Source organism: Stappia sp. P2PMeth1 (genome assembly GCF_900185735.1).
In the GTDB taxonomy this organism is placed as follows: Bacteria; Pseudomonadota; Alphaproteobacteria; order Rhizobiales; family Stappiaceae; genus Stappia.
In genome coordinates this window covers 428,069-448,940 of the sequence record NZ_FYAW01000022.1, presented here as the reverse complement: position 1 = coordinate 448,940, position 20,872 = coordinate 428,069, and the positions used below count along the sequence as shown (strand labels likewise).

17 protein-coding genes are annotated in these 20,872 nt (G+C 69.1%); 6 read left to right on the top strand and 11 right to left on the bottom strand.

The window, feature by feature from the left end; genetic code table 11:
* Positions 1-8: 8 nt before the first annotated feature.
* Together P2PM1_RS17625 and P2PM1_RS17620 are read left to right on the top strand one after the other, a co-directional pair.
* Positions 9-215, top strand: a complete 207-nt coding sequence (locus tag P2PM1_RS17625) for a DUF1737 domain-containing protein (protein WP_186387585.1) — start codon at positions 9-11, stop codon at positions 213-215.
* Between the two features lie 86 nt (positions 216-301).
* Positions 302-1,552, top strand: coding sequence for a S9 family peptidase (locus tag P2PM1_RS17620; RefSeq protein WP_186399939.1), 1,251 nt, complete (start codon positions 302-304; stop codon positions 1,550-1,552).
* 28 nt (positions 1,553-1,580) lie between these two features.
* Here the strand turns inward: P2PM1_RS17620 and P2PM1_RS17615 are convergent, their stop codons facing one another.
* The 6 genes from P2PM1_RS17615 to P2PM1_RS17590 all read right to left on the bottom strand — a co-directional run bounded on the left by P2PM1_RS17615 (position 1,581) and on the right by P2PM1_RS17590 (position 7,576).
* Positions 1,581-2,225, bottom strand: a complete 645-nt coding sequence (locus P2PM1_RS17615) for a septation protein A (protein WP_186387587.1) — start codon at positions 2,223-2,225, stop codon at positions 1,581-1,583.
* Positions 2,225-3,517 (bottom strand): signal recognition particle-docking protein FtsY, encoded by a 1,293-nt coding sequence (gene ftsY / locus P2PM1_RS17610; protein WP_186399938.1) that lies wholly within the window; start codon positions 3,515-3,517, stop codon positions 2,225-2,227. The genes P2PM1_RS17615 and ftsY overlap by 1 nt, the downstream gene beginning before the upstream one ends.
* Positions 3,518-3,521: 4 nt before the next feature.
* Positions 3,522-4,808, bottom strand: coding sequence for a tRNA (N(6)-L-threonylcarbamoyladenosine(37)-C(2))-methylthiotransferase MtaB (gene mtaB, locus P2PM1_RS17605; protein WP_186399937.1), 1,287 nt, complete (start codon positions 4,806-4,808; stop codon positions 3,522-3,524).
* On the bottom strand, positions 4,805-5,713 hold the full coding sequence (gene dapF / locus P2PM1_RS17600) for a diaminopimelate epimerase (RefSeq protein WP_186399936.1): 909 nt from the start codon (positions 5,711-5,713) through the stop codon (positions 4,805-4,807). Before dapF ends, mtaB begins: the two co-directional genes overlap by 4 nt.
* A gap of 232 nt (positions 5,714-5,945) precedes the next feature.
* Complete coding sequence (locus P2PM1_RS17595; protein ID WP_186399935.1) at positions 5,946-6,863, bottom strand: pirin family protein; 918 nt, start codon at positions 6,861-6,863, stop codon at positions 5,946-5,948.
* A 140-nt stretch (positions 6,864-7,003) separates the two neighbouring features.
* The gene (locus tag P2PM1_RS17590; protein ID WP_186399934.1) at positions 7,004-7,576 is read right to left on the bottom strand and encodes a L,D-transpeptidase; all 573 of its coding nucleotides are present in this window, start codon (positions 7,574-7,576) and stop codon (positions 7,004-7,006) included.
* 165 nt (positions 7,577-7,741) lie between these two features.
* Here P2PM1_RS17590 and P2PM1_RS17585 point away from each other — a divergent pair, with 165 nt between their 5' ends.
* Together P2PM1_RS17585 and P2PM1_RS17580 are read left to right on the top strand one after the other, a co-directional pair.
* A complete protein-coding gene (locus tag P2PM1_RS17585) occupies positions 7,742-8,425 on the top strand; it encodes a response regulator transcription factor (protein ID WP_186399933.1) in 684 nt (227 codons plus the stop codon).
* Between the two features lie 135 nt (positions 8,426-8,560).
* Positions 8,561-9,085: a cyclic nucleotide-binding domain-containing protein gene (locus P2PM1_RS17580; RefSeq protein ID WP_186399932.1), complete on the top strand. Its 525-nt coding sequence runs from the start codon at positions 8,561-8,563 to the stop codon at positions 9,083-9,085.
* A gap of 8 nt (positions 9,086-9,093) precedes the next feature.
* On the opposite strand, the gene P2PM1_RS17575 is transcribed toward P2PM1_RS17580, so the two are convergent.
* The 5 genes from P2PM1_RS17575 to P2PM1_RS17555 form a co-directional block, all read right to left on the bottom strand.
* Positions 9,094-9,516, bottom strand: coding sequence for an organic hydroperoxide resistance protein (locus P2PM1_RS17575; RefSeq protein ID WP_186387595.1), 423 nt, complete (start codon positions 9,514-9,516; stop codon positions 9,094-9,096).
* A 169-nt stretch (positions 9,517-9,685) separates the two neighbouring features.
* The gene (locus P2PM1_RS17570) at positions 9,686-10,612 is read right to left on the bottom strand and encodes a sulfite oxidase heme-binding subunit YedZ (RefSeq protein ID WP_186399931.1); all 927 of its coding nucleotides are present in this window, start codon (positions 10,610-10,612) and stop codon (positions 9,686-9,688) included.
* Between the two features lie 1,419 nt (positions 10,613-12,031).
* Positions 12,032-12,637 carry a 3-isopropylmalate dehydratase small subunit gene (gene leuD / locus P2PM1_RS17565; RefSeq protein ID WP_186387597.1) on the bottom strand — a complete coding sequence of 202 codons (606 nt, stop codon included), beginning with the start codon at positions 12,635-12,637 and terminating at the stop codon, positions 12,032-12,034.
* Positions 12,638-12,666: 29 nt separating this feature from the next.
* Positions 12,667-13,617 (bottom strand): N-acetyl-gamma-glutamyl-phosphate reductase, encoded by a 951-nt coding sequence (gene argC / locus P2PM1_RS17560; RefSeq protein ID WP_186399930.1) that lies wholly within the window; start codon positions 13,615-13,617, stop codon positions 12,667-12,669.
* A 165-nt stretch (positions 13,618-13,782) separates the two neighbouring features.
* Entirely contained in the window at positions 13,783-14,370 is a 588-nt protein-coding gene (locus P2PM1_RS17555; RefSeq protein WP_186399929.1) for a peroxidase-related enzyme, read from the bottom strand.
* A gap of 245 nt (positions 14,371-14,615) precedes the next feature.
* Between P2PM1_RS17555 and P2PM1_RS17550 the strand changes: the two genes are divergently transcribed.
* Together P2PM1_RS17550 and P2PM1_RS17545 are read left to right on the top strand one after the other, a co-directional pair.
* Positions 14,616-19,412, top strand: a complete 4,797-nt coding sequence (locus P2PM1_RS17550) for an NAD-glutamate dehydrogenase (protein WP_186399928.1) — start codon at positions 14,616-14,618, stop codon at positions 19,410-19,412.
* Entirely contained in the window at positions 19,409-20,836 is a 1,428-nt protein-coding gene (locus tag P2PM1_RS17545) for an MFS transporter (protein WP_186399927.1), read from the top strand. The genes P2PM1_RS17550 and P2PM1_RS17545 overlap by 4 nt, the downstream gene beginning before the upstream one ends.
* Positions 20,837-20,872 lie beyond the last annotated feature (36 nt).

Genomic DNA, 20,872 nt, shown 5'->3' with positions numbered 1-20,872 from the left:
ACACCCCCATGAGACTCTATCGCTTCATCACCGGCCCCGACGACAGCGCCTTCTGCCACCGGGTCACCGCCGCGCTCAACAAGGGCTGGCACCTGCACGGCTCGCCGCAGCTCTCCTTCGACGCGGTGCGCGGGCTGACGATCTGCGGCCAGGCGGTGATCAAGGAAGTCGACGGCGTCGACTACGAGCCGGAGATGAAGCTCGGCGACTACTGAGCGCGTCGCGGCCGGCAACGATATCTTCGCATATCCGGTGTACCGATGAGGCGCCCGCTTGGGGCCTTATCGGGAGACCGGATCTCATGCAGCTTGCCCGCCTGTTGCCCCGCCGCGCAATCGCCGTCCTGGCGCTCCTCTTCGGCGGAGCCGTCGCCTCGCCCGGCGTCAGCGCCGATCAACCCGCCGCGGCGCCTCTTGAGCCCCCCGTCGAGGTCAGTTCCACCGTCAGCTATCAACTGGTCGGCCGGCTCGATGTCGACGCGCTCAACACGATCCTGAGCGTCGACACGCCGAAATTCTTCGGCATCAAAGTCGCCTACACGCCGGCGACAAACGCCGTGCGCCTCTACCGGGTCACCTATGGCTCGGTGATCCCCGAACAGGGCAACCGGCCGACTGTGGCCAGCGGCCTGCTGGCGGTGCCGGAGGTCGAGGCGACGCGCCTGCCGCTGGTCTCCTACCAGCATGGCACGGTCTACGGAAAGGAGCAGGTGCCCTCCTTCGCCGACCAGTCGCCGGAAACCCAGTTGATGATCGCCCAGTTCGCCGGCCAGGGCTACCTGCTGATCGGTGCGGATTATTTCGGCCTCGGCACCTCGGCGGAGCCGGAGGGCTACATGGTCAAGGCCAGCCACCAGCAGGCGACGCAGGACATGCTCAGCGCCGGCCGCGCGGGGATCGCCCATCTCGGCCTTGCCGATGACGGGCTCTATCTCGGCGGCTGGTCGCAGGGCGGCTTCGTCACCCTCGCCATGCTGGAGCGGCTGGAGCAGTCCGGCACCTCGGTGAAGGCCACCGCCACCGCCAGCGCGCCGATCGACGTCTTCGCCGCGCTCAACGGCTTTCTCAGCTATCCGCGCGCCAACGATGCCGACTGGGTCAACAGCCTGTTCATCCTCTCCGCCTTCTCTTTCGAGAATTACTATGGCGTGCCCGGCCTTGCCCGGTCGCTGATCAAGGACGAGCATTACGAACTGGCGCGCAAGGCCTATGCCCGCGAGCCGGTCGATCCGACGAAGATCCCGACCGACCTGCACGAGCTGCTCAATGCGGAGTATTTCGACGCCCGCTTCTTCGCCGCCTCGGCCTATGGCCGCCTGGTCGCGGGGACGGAGGTCTATCGCTGGCTCTACGCGACGCCGGTGCGCACCTATTACGGCGAGGCGGACGAGGCGATCGCCACCGGTCTCGGCCGGCTGGCGATGACCTATCAGCAGGCGATGGGCGCCGGCAATCCGAATGTCGAGGCGGTCACCACCGGCCCCACCTCGCATCGCGGCACCTTCGCCAGCGCCGTGCCGCAATGGAAGATCTGGTTCGACAGCCTGAACTGACGGCGGGACGAGGCCGCCGCCGGCACTTTCAGCCGGCGCGGTCCGTCTCGTCCTCCAGCGCGTGGCGCTGGATCAGCGGCAGTTGGAACAGGGTGAAGGCGATGGTGATCGGCATGACGCCGAACACCTTGAACGACACCCAGAAGTCGGTGGAGAAGGCCCGCCAGACCACCTCGTTGAGGACGGCGAGGAAGAAGAAGAAAAGCCCCCAGCGGAAGGTCAGCTTGCGCCAGCCGTCGTCGTCGAGGCGGAAGACGCTGTCGAAGACATAGCCGAGCAGCGCCTTGCCGAACAGCAGCCCGCCGAGCAGCACCGAGCCGAACAGCGCGTTGACGATGGTCGGCTTGAGCTTGATGAACAGCTCGTCATGCAGCCACAGGGTCAGCGCGCCGAACACCAGCACGACGATGCCGGACACCACCGGCATCACCGGCAGGCGCCGCGTCAGCGCATAGGAAACGGCCAGCGACACGGTGATCGCCACCATGAACACGGCGGTGGCGAGAAAGATCGGCGCGCCCAGCACGGACAAGGCCGGATACCGCTCGTAGAGCAGGTCTCCGCGCGCATTGGCGAGGAAGAACAGGACCAGCGGCCCCAGTTCCAGCGCCAGCTTCAGGAGCGGCGACAGCTCCTTGCGGCCCGGCGCGTTGGGTCCCTGTTCGAATTCCATCAGCTCTCCGTTTCCTTGCCGGCGATGGCGGAGGCAAACTCCTCCGCGGTAAAGGGTTCGAGATCGTCGATGCCCTCGCCGACGCCGATGAAATGCACCGGCAGGGCATGTTTCGCGGCGATGGCGACGAGGATGCCGCCGCGTGCGGTGCCGTCGAGCTTGGTCATCACGAGGCCGGTGACGCCGGCCGTGCGGCCGAAGATCTCGACCTGGTTCATGGCGTTCTGGCCGGTCGTCGCGTCCAGCGTCAGCAGCACGCTGTGCGGGGCGGACGGGTCGTGCTTGCGGATCACCCGCACCACCTTCTCCAGCTCCGCCATCAGCTCGGCGCGGTTCTGCAGCCGCCCGGCCGTGTCGATCAGGAGCACGTCGCAGCCCGCCGCGCGCGCCGCCTGCATGGCGTCGAAGACGAGGCCGGCCGCATCGGCGCCGGTGTCGCGGGCAATCACCGGCGCACCGGTGCGCGCGCCCCAGATCTTCAACTGCTCGACGGCGGCGGCGCGGAACGTGTCGCCCGCCGCCAGCATCACCTTGCGGCCCTCGGCGGTCAGTTTCGCCGCCAGCTTGCCGATGGTCGTGGTCTTGCCGGTGCCGTTGACGCCGACCACCAGCACCACATGCGGCTTGTCCCCGGTCTCGACGACCAGCGGCCGGGCCACCGGCGCCAGCACCTTGGTCACTTCCTCGGCCAGGATCCGGCGCACCTCGTCCGGCGAGATCTGCTTGTTGAAGCGACCCTCGGCAATGCGCTCGGTGATCGCCATCGCCGTCTCGACGCCGAGATCGGCCTGGATCAGCAGGTCCTCCAGCTCCTCCAGCGTCGCCGCGTCGAGCTTGCGCTTGGTGAAGAGCGAGGAGATGCCCCCGGTCAGCGAGGCCGAGGAGCGCGACAGGCCCGCCGTCAGCCGCGACAGCCAGGAGCGGCGCGGCTCGGGCTCGGGCCCGGCTTCGGGCTCCGGCTGTGTCTCGGGGTCTTCGGCGGGCTCTTCGGCCGGTTCTTCGGCGAGCGCCTCGACGGGTGCCTCAACGGGCTCTTCAACAGCCGCGTCGGCCGCCGGCTCGTCGGCCGCAGCATCGGGCAGGTCGTCCGGCCGGGCCTCGGGAGCGGCTTCGGGTAGCGCTTCGGGCACTGCTTCAGGCAGTGCTTCGGGCGCCGCCTCGGCGCCAGCCCCGGTCTCCGGCAGGGGTGCGCCCGTCTCGGGCGTCTCGGGCGTTTCCGGCGCTTCGGGGCGCGGTGGCGCCTCCCGTCCGCCGAACAGGCGTCCGAGGAACCCGCGTTTCTGCTCGCTCATGCCGTCATGCCGCCTGTCGACCGGTGGTTACGCCGAGTAAGTGCCGCCCGGTATGCCCGGCAATGCGCAGCCTGACAAGGTCGCCCGCCGCCTTGCCGTCCGCGGCCTCGGGCGAGAACTCCACCTGGGTGAACTGTTCGCTGCGCCCCAGCCCCTCGCGCTCGATCAGGACCTGCCGCTCGCGCCCCTGCTCGGCTTCCAGATGCGCGAGCAGCGCCGCCTCGCCCTTTTCGCGCAGCCGCGCGGCACGCTCCTTCACCACCTGGCGGGGCAGTAGCGGCATGCGCGCCGCCGGCGTGCCCTTGCGCGGCGAGAAGGGGAAGACATGCAGATGCGTCAGCCCGCAATCGTCGACGATGGCGAGCGAATTGGCGAACATCGCCTCGGTCTCGGTCGGGAAGCCGGCGATGATGTCGGCGCCGAACACCACGTCCGGGCGCAGCCGGCGCACTTCCTCGCAAAAGCCGATCGTGTCGGCGCGCAGGTGCCGCCGCTTCATCCGCTTGAGGATCATGTCGTCGCCGGCCTGCAGCGACAGGTGCAGATGCGGCATCAGCCGTTCTTCCTCGGCGATCGCCCGCATCAGGGCCGGGTCCGCCTCGATGGAATCGATCGAGGACAGCCGCAGCCGGTCGAGCCCCGGCACCAGCTTGAGGATCTTGGCGACGAGATCGCCGAGCTTCGGCGCCCCCGGCAGGTCGGCGCCGTAGCTGGTGATGTCGACGCCGGTCAGCACCACTTCGCGGTAACCGTTGTCCGCCAGCCGTGCGATCTGGTCGACGACGACGCCCATCGGCACCGAGCGGGAATTGCCGCGCCCGAACGGGATGATGCAGAAGGTGCAGCGATGGTCGCAGCCGTTCTGCACCTGCACGAAGGCGCGGGCCCGGCCCTCCAGCCCGTCGATCAGGTGCTCGGCCGTCTCGCGCACGCTCATGATGTCGTTGACGCGGATCTTCTCGCTGTCGTCGAGGCCGAACTGCGCGACGCGGCCGTAGGAGGCGCGCTCCAGCTTCTCCGAATTGCCGAGGACGAGGTCGACCTCCGCCATGCCGGCGAAGGTTTCCGCCTCGGTCTGGGCGGCGCAGCCGGTGACGATGATGCGCGCGCCCGGATTGTCGCGCCGGGCCTTGCGGATCGACTGGCGCGCCTGGCGCACCGCCTCCGCCGTCACCGCGCAGGTGTTGATCAGGATCGCATCCTTGAGGCCGGCGGCCTCCGCCTCCCGCTTCATCACCTCGGATTCGTAGGCGTTGAGGCGGCAGCCGAACGTGACGACGTCGATGCTCACCGGACCACCTCGAGGATCGGCCGGTCGCCGGGGGCGGTCTTCTCGAAGGTCAGCGTCTCCGGGTCGAGCAGCCCCTCGAACTCCACCTCGGTGTCGCCGGTCATCAGCATGTGGTCGTCGCTCTCGCGCCACTCGATGTCGAGCGGCCCGCCCGGCAGCAGCACCCGCACCTTGCGCCCGGTGCGCAGGTCGCGCGCGGCGGCAACGCCGACGGCGCAGGCCGCCGTGCCGCAGGCCCTTGTCAGCCCGACGCCGCGCTCCCACACCCGGATCTCGACCTCCTTGTCCGACAGGACATGGGCGAGCGAGATATTCGCCCGCTCCGGGAACATCGGATGGTTTTCCAGCATCGGCCCGATGCGCGAAAGATCGTAGGCATCCAGATCGCGCACCCAGAAGATCGCATGCGGGTTGCCGACATTGACCACCGAGGGCGTGTGCAGGATCGGCGCGTCGATCGGCCCGATCTGCAGCTCGATCGCCCGCGTGTCGTGGAATTCCTCGGCCAGCGGGATCTCGTTCCAGGCAAAGCGCGGCCGGCCCATGTCCACCGTGACCCGGCGCGGACTGTCCGTCGCCAGGGCCTTCAGCAGCCCGGCATTGGTCTCGATGGTGGCGGCCGTGCCGCCGCTCTCCTCCATCAGGAGCCGGCCGATGCAGCGCGTGGCATTGCCGCAGGCGTCGACCTCGCCGCCGTCGCGGTTGTGGATGCGCATGAAGGCATCCGCCCCGGCGGGGCTGCGCTCCACCGTGATCATCTGGTCGAAGCCGATGCCGCCATCCCGCGCGCCGATCTGGCGGATCGCTTGCGGATCGAGGCGCACGGGGGCCTCACGGGCGTCCCAGACAACGAAATCGTTGCCGAGCCCGTTCATCTTCAGAAAGGGAATCCTGCGCTCGCTCATCGCGAAAATCGTCCATCTCGCCGCCCGCCGCCTGTCGCTCGGGGCAGGCCATCTGCGGCGCGCCACCCGATATCGGGCAAGGCGCGACCGGCCGTTCCCGTCTATATGGCGGAAAAGGCCGCGCGGTTCCAGTCTTCGCGTGTTTCGCCGCACTGGCGGGCCGCAGAAAGCCGGGACGGGACGGCAGCGTCCGGGCGGACCTGCCGCCCGGACGTGTTCCCCGGCGCGTCGGTCAGCGCCGGGCACCCTCGCGGATGAAGGTGCCGTTCTGCAGCTCGCTCACCGCCTGGATCAGCTCCTGGCGGGTGTTCATGACGATCGGCCCGTGCCAGGCCACCGGCTCGCGGATCGGCGCGCCGGAGACCAGCAGGAAGCGGATGCCGTTCGGCCCGGCGGTCACGGTCACCTCGTCGCCGGTGCCGAAGCGCACCAGGGTGCGGTCGCCGCTCTCGTCGCGCACATGCACCTCCTCGCCGTCGACCTCCTTCTCCAGCAGCACGCCGAAGGGCTGCGAGGCATCGCGGAACGTGCCCGAGCCCTCGAAGATATAGGCGAAGGCCTTGCGATAGGTGTCGACCTTGAAGCGCTTGGTGCGCCCGGCCGGCACGAAGATGTCGGCATAGTTCGGGTCGGCGGCGATGCCGTCGACCGGGCCGCGCCGGCCCCAGAACTCGCCGCAGATGACGCGCACATGGGTGCCGTCGTCGTCGGTGATTTCCGGGATCTCGGTCGAGGGCACGTCCTGGTAGCGCGGGCTGGTCATCTTCAGCGCGGAGGGCAGGTTGGCCCAGAGCTGGAAGCCGTGCATCCGCCCCTTCGCATCGCCCTGCGGCATCTCCTGGTGCATGATGCCGCTGCCGGCGGTCATCCACTGGATGTCGCCCGCCCCCAGCGTGCCCTGGTTGCCGAGGCTGTCGCCATGATCGACGGTGCCGGCCAGAACATAAGTAATGGTCTCGATGCCGCGATGCGGATGCCAGGGAAAGCCGGCCTTGTAGTCCTGCGGCCGCTCGTTGCGGAAATCGTCGAACAGCAGGAACGGGTCGAGCGCAGTCGGATCGCCGAAGCCGAAGGCGCGGTGCAGCTTGACGCCGGCGCCTTCCAGCGTCGGCTTCGCCGTCTCCAGATGGGTCACGGGTCTGACGGACATGGGACTTCGCCTTTCTCCCGCCCTCTGCAAGGCGGGCGTTGCGGATCGTTTCGCCAAAGATAGGCGCCCTGCCCCATCGTAACAGTGCCCGGCCGCTGGACGCAGTGTTCAACGCGCGGACGACAATCGCGCCCCGCCGTTCAGCCGATCTCGATGGCCGCCCCCGGACCGCAGGCGGAAAGCAGCCGTTCCATATCCGCCCGCGCCACCGCGACGCAGCCTTCCGTCGACGTGTAGCCGGGCCGCGCCAGGTGAAAGAAGATGGCGCTGCCCAGTCCCGGCACCGCCGGATGGAGGTTGCAGTCGAGCACCACGACGATGTCATAGAGCGGATCGTCCCGCCACAGATCCTCGTGCGAGGCGGCACAGGGCAGCGGCACCAGCGCGTTGTAGCGCGGATGGCCCGGCGCGTCGCACCAGCCGGCGCGCGGCAGCGGCGCAACCGGCAGGGCCGAGCGCGGACGCCCGCCCCGGTCGCGGCGATAATAGACCTGCAGCAGCTCGAAGCGTCCGGCCGGCGTTGCCCCGTCGCCCTCGCGCTTGAAGCGGGAAATCCCGCCGCGCCCGAGCGCACACGGCACGACGATCCCGCCGAACTGCAGCACCCCGCGCGTCGCACCCGCCGAAAGCGTGCGGACCCGCAAGGTTTCGCCCCGTTGTCCCTCCCGCGGCAGGGCGGGGCGGCGGCGCGGCGCGACAAGGTCCAGCGTCATGGCGGATGCGTCCTCACACGGGTCTCAAGGTTGCGTGAGCAGGATGTGTTGGCGCAAGCCGGGCTTTGCGTCAATCCGCCCTCGCGCAATCGTGTCCGCTTGCTTATGTCAGGAAAACCGGTGCAGATTCCGCGCCATGCCCTTCGCTCAGGAAAGGACACGTCCATGCCCGCACGCAAAATCCTCATCGTCGACGACGACGACGATCTGCGCGAGGCGCTGGTCGAGCAGCTCTCGCTCTACGAGGAGTTCGAGACGCGCGAGGCGTCCAATGCCGCCACCGGCATCAAGCTGGCCGAGGACGGTCATACCGACCTGCTGCTGATGGATGTCGGCCTGCCCGATATCGACGGCCGCGAGGCGGTGAAGCTGCTGCGCAAGAAGGGCTTCAAGGCGCCGATCATCATGCTGACCGGCCACGACACCGACAGCGACACGATCCTCGGGCTGGAGGCCGGCGCCAACGACTATGTCGCCAAGCCGTTCAAGTTCGCCGTTTTGCTCGCCCGCCTCAGGGCGCATCTGCGCAGCCACGAACAGAGCGAGGACGCGGTCTTCACCATCGGCCGCTATGCCTTCCGCCCGGCGCAGAAACTGATGACCGACGAGGCCGGCGGCAAGATCCGCCTGACCGAGAAGGAAACCTCGATCCTGAAGTTCCTCTACCGGGCCGGCGAACAGCCGGTGACCCGCGACGTGCTGCTGACCAAGGTCTGGGGCTACAATTCCGGCGTCACCACCCACACGCTGGAAACCCATATCTACCGGCTGCGGCAGAAGATCGAGCGCGATCCCTCCAATGCCGAATTGCTGGTGACCGAGGCCGGCGGCTATAAGCTGGTTCCCTGATCCCCGCGGAAGGTCTTGCCGCCCGGCGGCACCTTGCCCAGCCGGGCCGACTGTCCACCGGCAGTCCGCCCGCCGGCCGGGCGAAGCGGTTTCCGGGCTTGTGCAGCCTGCCGGCTTCGGCGTAATGCTCAAGACATGAGTCTCGCCCGGGATATGGAATTGCTGCGCCAGGTGCCGTTGCTCGCCGAATTCCCGGACGAGCAGATGCGCCTGCTCGCCTTCTCGGCCGAGAATGTCTCCTATCGCGACGGCGAGGTGCTGTTCATCGCCGGCGAGCGCGCCGATGCCGGCCTTGTCGTCGCCAGCGGCGCGGTGCTGCTGGAGGGCGAGGGCGAGGACCGCCAGGAGCTCGGCAGTTTCGGCCCCGGCAGCCTGATCGGCGAGACGGCGCTCTTGGTCGAGACGCGCCGCCCGGCCCGCGCCGTCGCCGTCGGCCCCACCGAGGTGATCCGCATCCGCCGGGCGTTGTTCAAGCGCATGCTGCAGGAATTTCCCGAGATCGCCCGCCGCCTGTTCGAGGCGCGGGCGGGCCGCTTCCGCGCGACCGCCGGGGCGCTGGCCCGTGTCGGCACCGTGCTGGAGCAGTTGGAGCGCGAGCACAGCGCCTTTCGCGAGTCCCGCCGCGCCGCGCAGAACGGCGAGGGCAACGGCGGGACCTGAGGTCGCGCTCAGGCGACGTTGAGCGTCACCGGAATGTTGCCCCGCGTTGCGTGCGAATAGGGGCACACCACATGCGCCTTTTCCACCAGGGTCTGCGCTTCGGCCTTGTCGAGGCCGGGGATGGTGACGGTCAGCGTCACGGCGATGCCGAAACCGGTGCCGTCGTCGCGCGGGCCGATGCCCACATCCGCGGCGACCTGCGTCTCTTCGGGCAGTTTCAGCTTCTGCTGGCCGGCGACGAATTTCATCGCGCCGAGGAAACAGGCCGAATAGCCGGCCGCGAACATCTGCTCCGGATTGGTGCCGGCGCCGCCGTCGCCGCCGAGTTCCTTCGGCGTCGACAGGGTCACCTCCAGGCGGCCGTCGTCGGACTTGGCATTGCCGGTGCGCCCGCCCGTGGCGGAAGCGTGGGCGGTGTAGAGAATGGCCATATCGGTCTCCTTGCGTGTGCGTTGCTGCATCGCCGAGTGTGGCTCGGTGCCGCCCCTATATAGGGGCAAATTAGATCGTGCACAATATAATTGTGTACGATTTATTTTTCTCGCCCGATCCTCTCGCAGCCTTTCCCGGAAAAATGACGAAAATCCGCCGCGCGAAGGATCAGCCGCGCCCCGCCGCGCCTGGCGCGGCCGCCTGCCGTGCCCAGGACCCGAGCCTCAGCACCAAGGGCAGGGCGGCAACAGTGAGCATCACACCGAACACCCACCAGGCCGGGCGGATCGAGTAGCGGAAGTCGAGATTGGCGGCGAGCACCCGCTCCGCCGGAATTCCCGTTGCCAGCGCGTACCACAGGTATTCGATGCCGGCGGTGGCGAGCCCCGCAAAGACCGCGATCCCCGCCAGCACCAAGGGCGACGTCAGTTTCAGGCCCAGCTTGTGGGCGATGCGGCAGGCGAACAGCGCCGACAGGAAGCCGGCCATCAGCACCGCCTCGGTCACATCCGCCTTCGATTGCAGGAAGAAGTGGATCACTGCCAGCACGGCGATCCCATAGGTCAGCCGGTGCAACCGGTGCCAGTTCTGGCCCATCCGGCGGATCGCCCCGTCGGTCGAGGTCGCGGCCAGCAGCAGCAGTCCGACCAGCGCGACGAAGCCGATGGTCAGATAGATGCGCAGCACGATCTCGCTTGCGACCTTGGCAAGATCGAAGGACTGGTCGGCCGCATAAAGGGTCAGATGCGCCAGCGCGTATCCTGCCGCCGCAAGGCCCAGCATCCGGCGGATGCCGATCAGTTTGCCCCAGCCGGTCACCCGCCGCAGCGGGCTCACCAGCAGCGACAGCAGCAGGAAGCGGATCGCCCAGTCGCCGGCCCCGTGCAGCGCCGCGGTCACCGGCTTGGCGCCGAGCGTGCCGGCGAGCAGCCCATAGGCGAGATGCGCGCCCGGCAGCAGGATCGCCAGCAGCACGACGAGCCCCAGCGGCGAGAAGCGCCCGTTGCGCTCCCGCCACGGGAGAGAGATCTGGTATCGCGGCCGCCCCGGCCGTGGGACCTGCTGCCCTCGGTCGCCAGAGTGTGGAGCCTGCATCTGCCTGTCCATTCGCGCCGCGTCCACCCGCTTGCCTCTAGCCCCACCCCGGGCCGTGTCCGGGGCCTGTCACGGGAGACATATCCCCTTGCAGGGTGCCGGTCGCGGCACGCCTGTTCAAGCTTTGGTGAAGCCGCCCTGCACCGCCGTGAGGAAAAGCCCCGCTCGTACAACCTCTCCCCTCGTCATCCCGCACGCAGCGCAGCGGAGATGCGGGACCGGAGAGGCACGGCGGTTGTGGGGACATCCGGGCGCGCGCCCCGTCTACCCTTGGCTCGCCGATCCCGGCTCGGCGCTGGCGTGCCGTCCGGGAGGACGCCGGGAGGGGTTGGAGCGCAGGAACGGCGGAAGCGATCCTCCGACGTCCGCCCCACCCGCAGGATGTCATCCCGGTTCAGGCTTGCCGGAGACCGGGAACCAGTAACCCCAGGTCGCGCGGCTCGAGCCGTGACGGTGCCACAGGGTCGCCGACGGCCGCCGGAACGCCGGTGGCGGCTGCCTTCGCGCCACCATTCGCCCCAGCGGATACTGGACGCCTGCCTGCGCAGGCGTGACAGCCGTGGAGGTGGCGATGCGCTCCCGTCTCATGCCCGCCAAGGGTGCCAATGGGTCCCGGTTCTGCGCTGCGCTGGACCGGGATGACCTCCGAGAGGGTGGCAGCACCTTGCATCCTCTCGGCCGTCACCCCGACCAAGGCGAAGCCGCGCGCCGGGGCCCATTCGTTCCCAGAGCGGCGGCGAGGACACGTCCGCGCGAGCCCCACCCGCAGGATGTCATCCCGGTTCAGGCTTGCCAGAGACCGGGAACCAGTAACCCCAGGTCGCGCGGTTCGAGCCGTGACGGTGCCACAGGGTCGCCGACGGCCGCCGGAACGCCGGTGGCGGCTAGCTTCGCGCCACCATCCGCCCCAGCGGATACTGGACGCCTGCCTGCGCAGGCGTGACAGCGGAGGGTGGAACGAGCGCCGCCCGTCTCATGCTTGCCAAGGGTGCCAATGGGTCCCGGTTCTGCGCTGCGCTGGACCGGGATGACCTCCGAGAGGGTGGCAGCACCTTGCATCCTCTCGGCCGTCACCCCGGCCAAGGCGAAGCCGCGCGCCGGGGCCCATTCGTTCCCAGAGCGGCGGCGAGGACACGCACCCTCCCGTCTTCCTCCCAGACGCACACCTCTCCCGGCGTCCTCCCGGGCAAGCGAAGCGCGACCCGGGACCGGCGAGCCGAGGGCCTCTCGACAGCGCTCCCCCAATGCACCCCCCAAAAACAAAAAGAGCCGACGATCACGCCAACTCTTCACAACCAAAAAGGCCGACGCAAGCGCCAGCCCTTCACAGCCAAAAAAGGACCGGCGCATGCGCCGGCGCTTCACAACCAATAAGGGCCGACGCAAGCGCCGGCCCTGGCAACGAAAAACGCTCCGCCCTCAGATCCAGGGGCGCTCGCCGTCGACCTTGCTCTCGAAGGCGCCGATCGACGGGGCCTTCTCCATGGTCAGGCCGATGTCGTCGAGACCGTTGAGCAGGCAGTGCTTGCGGAACGGGTCGATGTCGAAGCCGATCGAGCCGCCGTCCGGACCGCGGATCTCCTGGGCTTCCAGGTCGACCGTCAGCGTCGCGTTGGCGCCGCGTTTGGCGTCGTCCATCAGCTTCTCCAGGTCTTCCGGGCTGACGACGATCGGCAGGATGCCGTTCTTGAAGCAGTTATTGTAGAAAATGTCGGCGAAGCTCGTCGCGATCACGCAGCGGATGCCGAAGTCGAGCAGCGCCCAGGGCGCGTGCTCGCGGCTCGAGCCGCAGCCGAAATTGTCGCCGGCGACCAGGATCTGCGCCTTGCGATAGGCCGGCTGGTTCAGCACGAAATCCGGGTTCTCGGCGCCGTCGTCCAGCGTCCGCATCTCGTGGAACAGCGCGGAGCCAAGGCCCGTGCGCTTGATCGTCTTGAGGAACTGCTTCGGGATGATCATGTCCGTGTCGATGTTGATGATCGGCAGCGGCGCGGCGACCCCGGTCAGCGTGGTGAATTTCTCCATGGGCGTTTCTCCTGCGAAAACGGACGCGATCAGGCGGCAAGGCTGGTGGCGGCGTCGACACCGAGCATCAGGTTGAGGTTCTGCACGGCCGCCCCCGAGGCACCCTTGCCGAGATTGTCGTAGACGGCCATAAGCACCACCTGCGCCCTTGCGTCATTGGCAAAGACATGCAGGCGCATCCGGTTGGTGCCGTTGAAGATCTCCGGATCGAGGTCCGGCGCCTTGTCGGAACCGCTGAGCGGCGCGACATCGACGAAGGAGCCTTCCAGCGCGCCGTAATGCGCCTCCAGCGCGGCGTGGATCTCGGCCCCCGTCGGCGCCTTGGCAAGGCTCTCGAGCCGCAGCGGCACCGCCGTCACCATGCCTTGCGCGAAATTGCCGACCGCCGGCACGAAGATCGGCGTTGCGGCGAGGCCGGCAAAGCGCGTCATCTCCGGCAGGTGCTTGTGGTTGAGCGTCAGCGCGTAGGGCAGGAAGGCCGGCTTGGCCGCCCCTTCCGCCTCATAGGCCTCGATCATCTGCCGCCCGCCGCCGGAATAGCCGGAGATGGCGTTGACCGTCACCGGATGGTCGGCCGGCAGCAGCCCGGCATCGATCAGCGGCCGCAGGCAGGCGATCACCCCTTGCGGATAGCAGCCCGGATTGGCGACGCGCTTCGAGGCGGCGATCGCCGCGCCCTGCCCGGCCGTCATCTCGGCAAAGCCATAGTCCCAGCCCTCGGTGACCCGGTGCGCCGTCGAGGCGTCGATCACCCGCGTGGTGTCGTTCTCGATCAGGGCGACGCTCTCGCGCGCCGCATCGTCCGGCAGGCACAGGATCGTCACGTCGCAGGCGTTGAGCAGCTCGGCGCGGGCGCCGAGGTCCTTGCGCCGCTCCGGCGCGATGGACAGGAGTTCGAGGTCGCGGCGACGGGCCAGGCGCTCGCGGATCTGCAGACCCGTCGTGCCGGCTTCGCCGTCGATGAACACTTTCGCGACCATGGTTCGTCTCCGTGAAAGGGGCCCCTCCGGAGCGACAGCGTTCCGGGCAGCCAATGCTCTGCCGGCGGCCGAAGGGGCTCCGGTCGCGGGCATCGGCTTGCGTTCTACACCAGGGCGCGGCCCCTGTCATGTGCGCCGGTCGAGCCGGTGCGGCGGATCGCGGTCTCAGGCGGTCGCCGGCTGGCGCGCCATCGCGTGATACTCGGGATTGGGGCGCATGTCGGTCGCCGCGGCCACCCGGTTCGACATGTTGAAGAAGGCCGCCACCGCCGAAATGTCCCAGATGTCCCGGTCGGAAAAGCCGGCATCGCGCAGGGACTGCCGGTCGCCCTCCTGCATTTCCGCCGGCCGCTCGGTCAGCTTCACCGCGAAATCGAGCATCGCCCGGTGGCGCGGCGACAGTTCGGCGACGCGGTAATTCATCACCATCAGCTCGCCGAGTTCCGGCTCGCCCGAGAGCTGGCGCACCGCCGCGCCATGCGCGGTCAGGCAGTAGAAGCAGCGGTTCACCGCCGACACCGCCACGGCGATCATCTCGCGCTCCAGCTTGCTGAGGCCGCTGTCGGCCAGCATCAGGTCGTTGTACATCTGGGTGAAGGCGGCAAGCTTCGCCTCGTTGAACGCATAGGCGGCGAGCACGTTCGGCACCATGCCGAGCTTCTCGCGGCACTTGTCGAAATAGGCGCGCGTCGCCTCGCTGAGCTCGCCCTCGTCCGCGATCGCCAGCGCGATCGGCCGGTCCGTTGCGTCCATGTCATGCTCCTCCCTTAGATCTTGCGGCGATATCGGTAAGCCCTTCCGAATTCGGACACCTTTGACCGATAGCGGTGAATCCGGTTCGGGAAAGGATTCCCTCGCGCCCCTACTCGCTCTAGCATGCCGTGCTACCGGCGGCGACCGCGGGATGCACCCCGCGCCAGCCAAGCCCGGTGCAAACACGAGAACCGGGCGCGATGGGATGACACCCGTTCAGACATGACCCGGATGGTGGGGGACCAATGCCCGAAGCACGTGAGCAAGCAAAAGCCCAACTGATCGACACGGTGGCGGGCGCGCTCGAACCCGATGTGGGAGGGTTTGCGCGCGACCTGTTCGCGCGCGGCGCGGCGGAGGATCTCATCAGCTATCCGGCCGGCGACCTGATGGCCATCGCCCGCACCGCCTGGGCCGAGATGGCGAGCCACCCGCTCGGCTCCCACCGCGTCCACATCTACAATCCCGCGCCGACCGGCGAGGACAGCCGCTTCGACGAGGTCACCCTCGTCGAGATCTTCAACGACAACATGCCGTTCCTCGTCGATTCGGTGATGGGCGAGCTGCAGGCGAGCGGCTTCGAGGCCCGCCTGGTGCTGCATCCGATCCTGACGGTCGAGCGCGACGCCGACGGCCGGCTCCTCGCCTTCCACGGCACGGCCAAGGCGAAGGCCGAGGGCACCCGCCGCGAGAGCGTCATCCACATCCATGTCGGGCGGATCGACGCCAGCATCGAGCGCGAGCAGCTCGCCGAACGGCTCGACCAGGTGATGAAGGACGTTCGCGCCGCCGTCACCGACTGGGTGCCGATGCGCGAGCGCCTTGCCGCCGCCATCGCCACCTACAAGAACACTCCACCGCCGGTGCCGGTCGACGAGCTCGCCGAGGCGATCCAGTTCCTCGAATGGCTCGCCGCCGACAATTTCACCCTGCTCGGCATGCGCGAATATTATTTCGAGGGCGGCGTCGCCGAGGGCGAGCTGTCGCACCGGCGCGGCTCGGGCCTCGGCCTGCTCGCCGATCCGGACGTGCGCGTGCTGCGCCGCGGCTCGGAATTCGTCGTCATCACGCCGGAGATCCGCGAATTCCTGATGAAGCCGGAGCCGCTGATCGTCTCCAAGGCCAACGTCAAGAGCCGGGTGCATCGCCGCGTCCACATGGACTATGTCGGCGTCAAGGTGTTCGACGAGACCGGCGAGCTCGCCGGCGAATTGCGCATCGTCGGCCTGCTCACCGCCACCGCCTACACGCTCTCCACCCGCAGCATTCCCTTCCTGCGGCGCAAGGTCGACAGCGTGCTGGCGCGCGCCGGCTACGATCCCGACAGCCATTCGGGCCGGGCGCTGACCAACGTGCTGGAGAGCTATCCGCGCGACGAGCTGTTCCAGATCGACCCGGACCTGCTCTATCATTTCGCCCTCGCCATCCTGCAGCTCGACGAGCGCCCGCGCATCCGCGTGCTGGCCCGGCGCGACCGCTTCGACCGGTTCGTCTCGATCCTGTGCTACGTGCCGCGCGACCGCTACACCACCGAGGTGCGGCTGAAGATCGGCGCCTATCTCGCCAGGGTCTATGACGGCCGCCTGTCGGCCTGGTACGTCACCTATCCGGAAGGCCCGCTCGCCCGCGTCCACTTCATCGTCGGCCGCGACCGGGGCGAGACGCCCGACCCCGCCCAGGAGGATCTGGAGCAGGACGTCGCCGGCATCGTCCGCACCTGGGCCGACGGCTTCCGCGAGGCGCTGCGCGCCGCCTATGGCGGCAACAAGGCGCTCGAACAGGCGACGCGCTATGCCGACGCCTTCCAGGCCGGCTACCGCGAGCTCTATGGCGGCGAGACGGCGCTCGCGGACATCCGCATCGTCGAGAAGCTGGGCGAAGCCTCCGACACCGCGCTTGCCTTCTCCCGCCGGCCGGAGGATGCGCCCAGCCGGGTCGTGCTCAAGGTCTATCACCACCTGCGGCCGATCCCGCTGTCGGCGCGCGTGCCGATCCTGGAGAATATCGGCTTCAAGGTGATCAACGAGCGCACCTACCGCATCACCCCGTCCGACCGGCCGCTCGCCTATCTGCACGAGCTGACGCTGGAGCCGGCCGGCGGCGGCGACATCGACCTCACCGACGACCTGCGCGGCCGGCTGGAGGCGATCTTCCTGGCGGTGTGGCGCGGCCAGGCGGAATCCGACGGCTACAACGCTCTTGTCCTCAATGCCGGGCTCGCCTGGCGCGACATCGCCATGCTGCGCGCCCTGTCGCGCTATCTGCGCCAGGCCGGCATCCGCTTTTCCGAGGACTACATGTGGCGGACGCTGAACCGCTACAGCGACGTCGCCGCCCGGCTGGTCGAGCTGTTCCACCTGCGCTTCGATCCCGGCCTCGACGGCGCCGACCGCGCCCTTGGCGCGGCCCGCGTCGAGCAGGAGATCACCGACGCGCTCGACAAGGTCGACAGTCTCGACGACGACCGCATCCTGCGCCGCTTCGGCAACATCATCGCGGCGATGCTGCGCACCAATTTCTTCCAGCTCGACGCCCATGGCCAGCCGAAGCCGACCTTCGCCTTCAAGCTGGATCCGCAGCGCATCGAGGACCTGCCGCTGCCGCGACCCTTCCGCGAGATCTTCGTCTACAGCCCGCGGGTCGAGGGCGTGCACCTGCGCTTCGGCAAGGTGGCGCGCGGCGGCCTGCGCTGGTCCGACCGGGCGCAGGACTTCCGCACCGAGGTGCTCGGCCTCGTCAAGGCGCAGCAGGTGAAGAACGCGGTGATCGTGCCGGTAGGCGCCAAGGGCGGCTTCGTGCCGAAGCTGCTCCCCGAGGGCGGCAGCCGCGACGAGGTCTTCGCCGAGGGCACCAAGGCCTACAAGATCTTCATCTCTTCGCTGCTCGACGTCACCGACAACCTGTCCGGCGACAAGGTCTGGCCGCCCGAGCGCGTCGTCCGCCACGACGAGGACGACCCCTATCTGGTGGTCGCCGCCGACAAGGGCACCGCGACCTTCTCCGACACCGCCAACGGCATTTCGGAGAGCCGCAACTTCTGGCTCGGCGATGCCTTCGCCTCCGGCGGCTCGGCCGGCTACGACCACAAGAAGATGGCGATCACCGCGCGCGGCGCCTGGGAGGCGGTCAAGCGGCATTTCCGCGAGATGAACCGCGACATCCAGCGCGAGCCCTTCACCGTCGCCGGCGTCGGCGACATGTCGGGCGACGTCTTCGGCAACGGCATGCTGCTGTCGAAGGCGATCCGCCTGGTCGCCGCCTTCGACCACCGCGACATCTTCCTCGATCCCGATCCGGATCCGGCCACGAGCTGGGAGGAGCGCAAGCGCGTCTTCGACCTCGGCCGCTCCTCGTGGAACGACTACGACACCGCGCTGATCTCGGAGGGCGGCGGCGTCTTCTCGCGCCAGTCGAAGTCGATCCCGCTGTCGCCGCGGGCGCAGGAGATGCTCGGCCTTGCCAAGGCCAAGGCGACGCCGCAGGAGGTGATGAACGCCATCCTGAAGATGCAGGTCGACCTGCTGTGGTTCGGCGGCATCGGCACCTATGTCCGCGCGGCGGAGGAGAGCGATGCCGATGTCGGCGACCGCGCCAATGACGCGATCCGCGTCACCGCCGGCGAGGTCGGGGCCAGGGTCATCGGCGAGGGCGCCAATCTCGGCATGACCCAGCTTGCCCGCATCGCCTTCAACCGGCGCGGGGGGCGCAGCAATTCCGACGCCATCGACAATTCGGCCGGCGTCAATTCCTCCGACATGGAGGTCAACATCAAGATCGCGCTCGGCGCCGCCGTGCGCGCCAACCGGCTGACCGTCGCCGACCGCAACGTGCTGCTGGCGGCGATGACCGACGAGGTCGCCGACCTGGTGCTGCGCAACAACTACCTGCAGACGCTGGCGATCAGCCTGACGGAAGCGCGCGGCATGGAGGATTTCGGCTACCAGCGGCGGATGATGCGCCAGTTGGAGCAGGCTGGCCTGCTCGACCGCGCGGTCGAGCAACTGCCCGACGAGGCGGCGCTCGACGAGCTTGCAGCTAGCGAGACCGGCCTCACCCGCGCCGAGATCGGCGTGCTGCTCGCCTATGCCAAGATCACCCTGTTCGACCGGCTGCTCGACAGTTCGGTGCCGGACGACAGCTATCTGGCGCGCGAGCTGTTCCGCTACTTCCCGCCGGAAATGCAGGAGGCCTATGCGGCGGAGATCGAGGGGCACCGGCTGCGGCGCGAGATCATCTCGACCATGCTCGCCAATTCGATGATCAACCGCGGCGGCCCGACCTTCCTCACCCGCATCGCCGACCAGACCGGCGCCGAGCCGGCGCAGATCGCCCAGGCCTTCGCCGCCGTGCGCGACGCCTATGGCCTGACCATCCTCAACGGCGAGATCGACGCGCTCGACACCCTGATCGACGGCCAGGTCCAGCTCGGCCTCTACCGCGCGGTGCAGGATCTGGTGCTGGAGCAGTCGGTGTGGTTCCTGCGCAACGTCTCCTTCGCCGGCGGCCTTGAATCCGTCGTCTCGCGCTTCGGCACCGGCATCGCCGCCCTCGCCCCGACGCTGGCCGGGCTGGTGCAGCCGGCGCTCAAGGCCGAAATTGAGGCGCAGACCCAGCGTCTTTGCGATGCCGGCGTCCCCGATCCGCTGGCCGCCCGCATCGCCCGCCTGCCGGTCGAGGCGGCGCTGCCCGACATCGTGCTGATCGCCGAGCAGACCGGGCGCGAGCTGACCGACGTCGCCGAGGTGTTCTTCCGCGTCGCCGGCCATTTCCGCCTCGGCGCGATGGAGGCCAAGGCGCGGGCCTTGAAGATCTCCGACTATTATGACGGGCTGGCGCTCGACCGGGCGCGGGCGACGCTGGCCGGCGCCCATCGCGACGTCACCGCCGAGGCGCTGGCCGCCGGCGGCTTCGACGCCTGGCTCGCCGCCAACGAGGCGCGCGTCGCGCGCACCGCGCGGGCGGCCGGCGAGATCATCGAGGGCGACCTGTCGGTGTCGAAATTCTCGGTCGCCGCCGGCCTGCTCGCCGAGCTTGCCGGATGAGCGCATCGCAAGCCGCCGCCGACCTCGCCGGGGAGGCGCATGTCGCGCACTCCGGCGAGGGGGGCCTGCTGCCGCCGCGCCGGGGCGCGGTGGTCAGTTGGCTGTTCTTCGACTGGGCGGCCCAGCCCTTCTTCACGCTGGTCACCACCTTCGTCTTCGCGCCCTATTTCGCCTCCGCGCTGGCCGCAACGCCGGCGCAAGGCCAGGCGCTGTGGGGCTATGCCACCGCCGCCGCCGGCCTTTCCATCGCCCTGCTCGCGCCGGTCCTCGGCGCCATCGCCGACCGCACCGGCGCCCGCAAGCCGTGGATCGCCGGCTTCTCGGTGCCGCTGCTCGTCGGCTCCGCCGCCCTGTGGTTCGCCGTGCCGGGCGAGCCATGGGCCATCGCCATCGCGCTTGTCGGCTTTGCCGTCGCGACGCTCGGCGTCGAATTCGCCACCGTCTTCAACAACGCCATGATGCCGGACCTCGTGCCCCGCGCCCGGCTCGGCCGGCTGTCGGGCAACGGCTGGGCGCTCGGCTATGCCGGCGGCCTCGTCTCGCTGGTCATCGCCCTCGGCCTGATGGCAGCCAGCCCGCAGACCGGGCTGACGATGCTGGGGCTGGAGCCGATCTTCGGGCTCGATCCGGCGACGCGCGCCGGCGACCGCGCCTCCGGTCCGTTCTCGGCGATCTGGTATGTCGTCTTCGTGCTGCCGCTGTTCCTCCTGGTGCCGGACGTGCCGCGCCGGCCGGTGACGCTGGGCGCCGCCGTGCGCCAGGGCCTCGGCGACCTCGCCGCCACCTTGCGCGAGGCCCGCGCCGACCGCCGCATGGTGCTCTTCCTCGCCGCCAACATGGTCTACAAGGACGGGCTGGTCGCGCTCTTCGCCTTCGGCGGCATCTATGCCGCCGGCGTGCTCGGCTGGTCCTCCATCGAGATCGGCACCTTCGGCATCCTGCTGACCATCACCGGCACGTTCGGCGCGGTGATCGGCGGCCGGCTCGACGACCGGCTCGGGCCGAAGCGGGTGATCTCCGGCGCCCTTCTCGTGCTGATCCTGTGCGGCCTCGGCCTCGTCTCGGTCGACCGCGACACGGTGTTCTTCGTCATCGAGACAGCTCCCGCGCAGCCGGGAGCCGGCCTTTTCTCCAGCCTGCCGGAACAGATCTTCCTGGTGCTCGGCGGCCTCCTCGGCGCCGCCGCCGGTCCCCTGCAGGCCGCCTCGCGCACGCTCCTGGTGCATGTCTCGCCGCCCGGCGCAATGACCCGCTATTTCGGCCTCTTCGCCCTGTCGGGCAAGGTGACGAGCTTCCTCGCCCCGCTCCTCGTCGGCCTCGTCACCGCCGCCACCGCCAGCCAGGCGGCCGGCATGGCGGTGATCCTGCTGTTCTTCGCCGCCGGCCTTGCCCTGCTGTCGCGGGTCGCCGACCGGCCGCACTGATCACTCCGGAAACGAAAGCGGGCCCGAAACGCGAAC

Bases quoted from the DNA above. Each gene is read 5' to 3' on its own strand.
- P2PM1_RS17570 (WP_186399931.1), bottom strand. From the start codon at position 10,612: ATGCAGGCTCCACACTCTGGCGACCGAGGGCAGCAGGTCCCACGGCCG.
- P2PM1_RS17550 (WP_186399928.1), top strand. From the start codon at position 14,616: ATGCCCGAAGCACGTGAGCAAGCAAAAGCCCAACTGATCGACACGGTG.
- ftsY (WP_186399938.1), bottom strand. From the start codon at position 3,517: ATGAGCGAGCAGAAACGCGGGTTCCTCGGACGCCTGTTCGGCGGACGG.
- leuD (WP_186387597.1), bottom strand. From the start codon at position 12,637: ATGGAGAAATTCACCACGCTGACCGGGGTCGCCGCGCCGCTGCCGATC.
- P2PM1_RS17615 (WP_186387587.1), bottom strand. From the start codon at position 2,225: ATGGAATTCGAACAGGGACCCAACGCGCCGGGCCGCAAGGAGCTGTCG.
- P2PM1_RS17580 (WP_186399932.1), top strand. From the start codon at position 8,561: ATGAGTCTCGCCCGGGATATGGAATTGCTGCGCCAGGTGCCGTTGCTC.
- P2PM1_RS17620 (WP_186399939.1), top strand. From the start codon at position 302: ATGCAGCTTGCCCGCCTGTTGCCCCGCCGCGCAATCGCCGTCCTGGCG.
- P2PM1_RS17545 (WP_186399927.1), top strand. From the start codon at position 19,409: ATGAGCGCATCGCAAGCCGCCGCCGACCTCGCCGGGGAGGCGCATGTC.
- P2PM1_RS17585 (WP_186399933.1), top strand. From the start codon at position 7,742: ATGCCCGCACGCAAAATCCTCATCGTCGACGACGACGACGATCTGCGC.
- P2PM1_RS17555 (WP_186399929.1), bottom strand. From the start codon at position 14,370: ATGGACGCAACGGACCGGCCGATCGCGCTGGCGATCGCGGACGAGGGC.
- P2PM1_RS17575 (WP_186387595.1), bottom strand. From the start codon at position 9,516: ATGGCCATTCTCTACACCGCCCACGCTTCCGCCACGGGCGGGCGCACC.
- argC (WP_186399930.1), bottom strand. From the start codon at position 13,617: ATGGTCGCGAAAGTGTTCATCGACGGCGAAGCCGGCACGACGGGTCTG.
- P2PM1_RS17625 (WP_186387585.1), top strand. From the start codon at position 9: ATGAGACTCTATCGCTTCATCACCGGCCCCGACGACAGCGCCTTCTGC.
- P2PM1_RS17595 (WP_186399935.1), bottom strand. From the start codon at position 6,863: ATGTCCGTCAGACCCGTGACCCATCTGGAGACGGCGAAGCCGACGCTG.
- dapF (WP_186399936.1), bottom strand. From the start codon at position 5,713: ATGAGCGAGCGCAGGATTCCCTTTCTGAAGATGAACGGGCTCGGCAAC.
- P2PM1_RS17590 (WP_186399934.1), bottom strand. From the start codon at position 7,576: ATGACGCTGGACCTTGTCGCGCCGCGCCGCCGCCCCGCCCTGCCGCGG.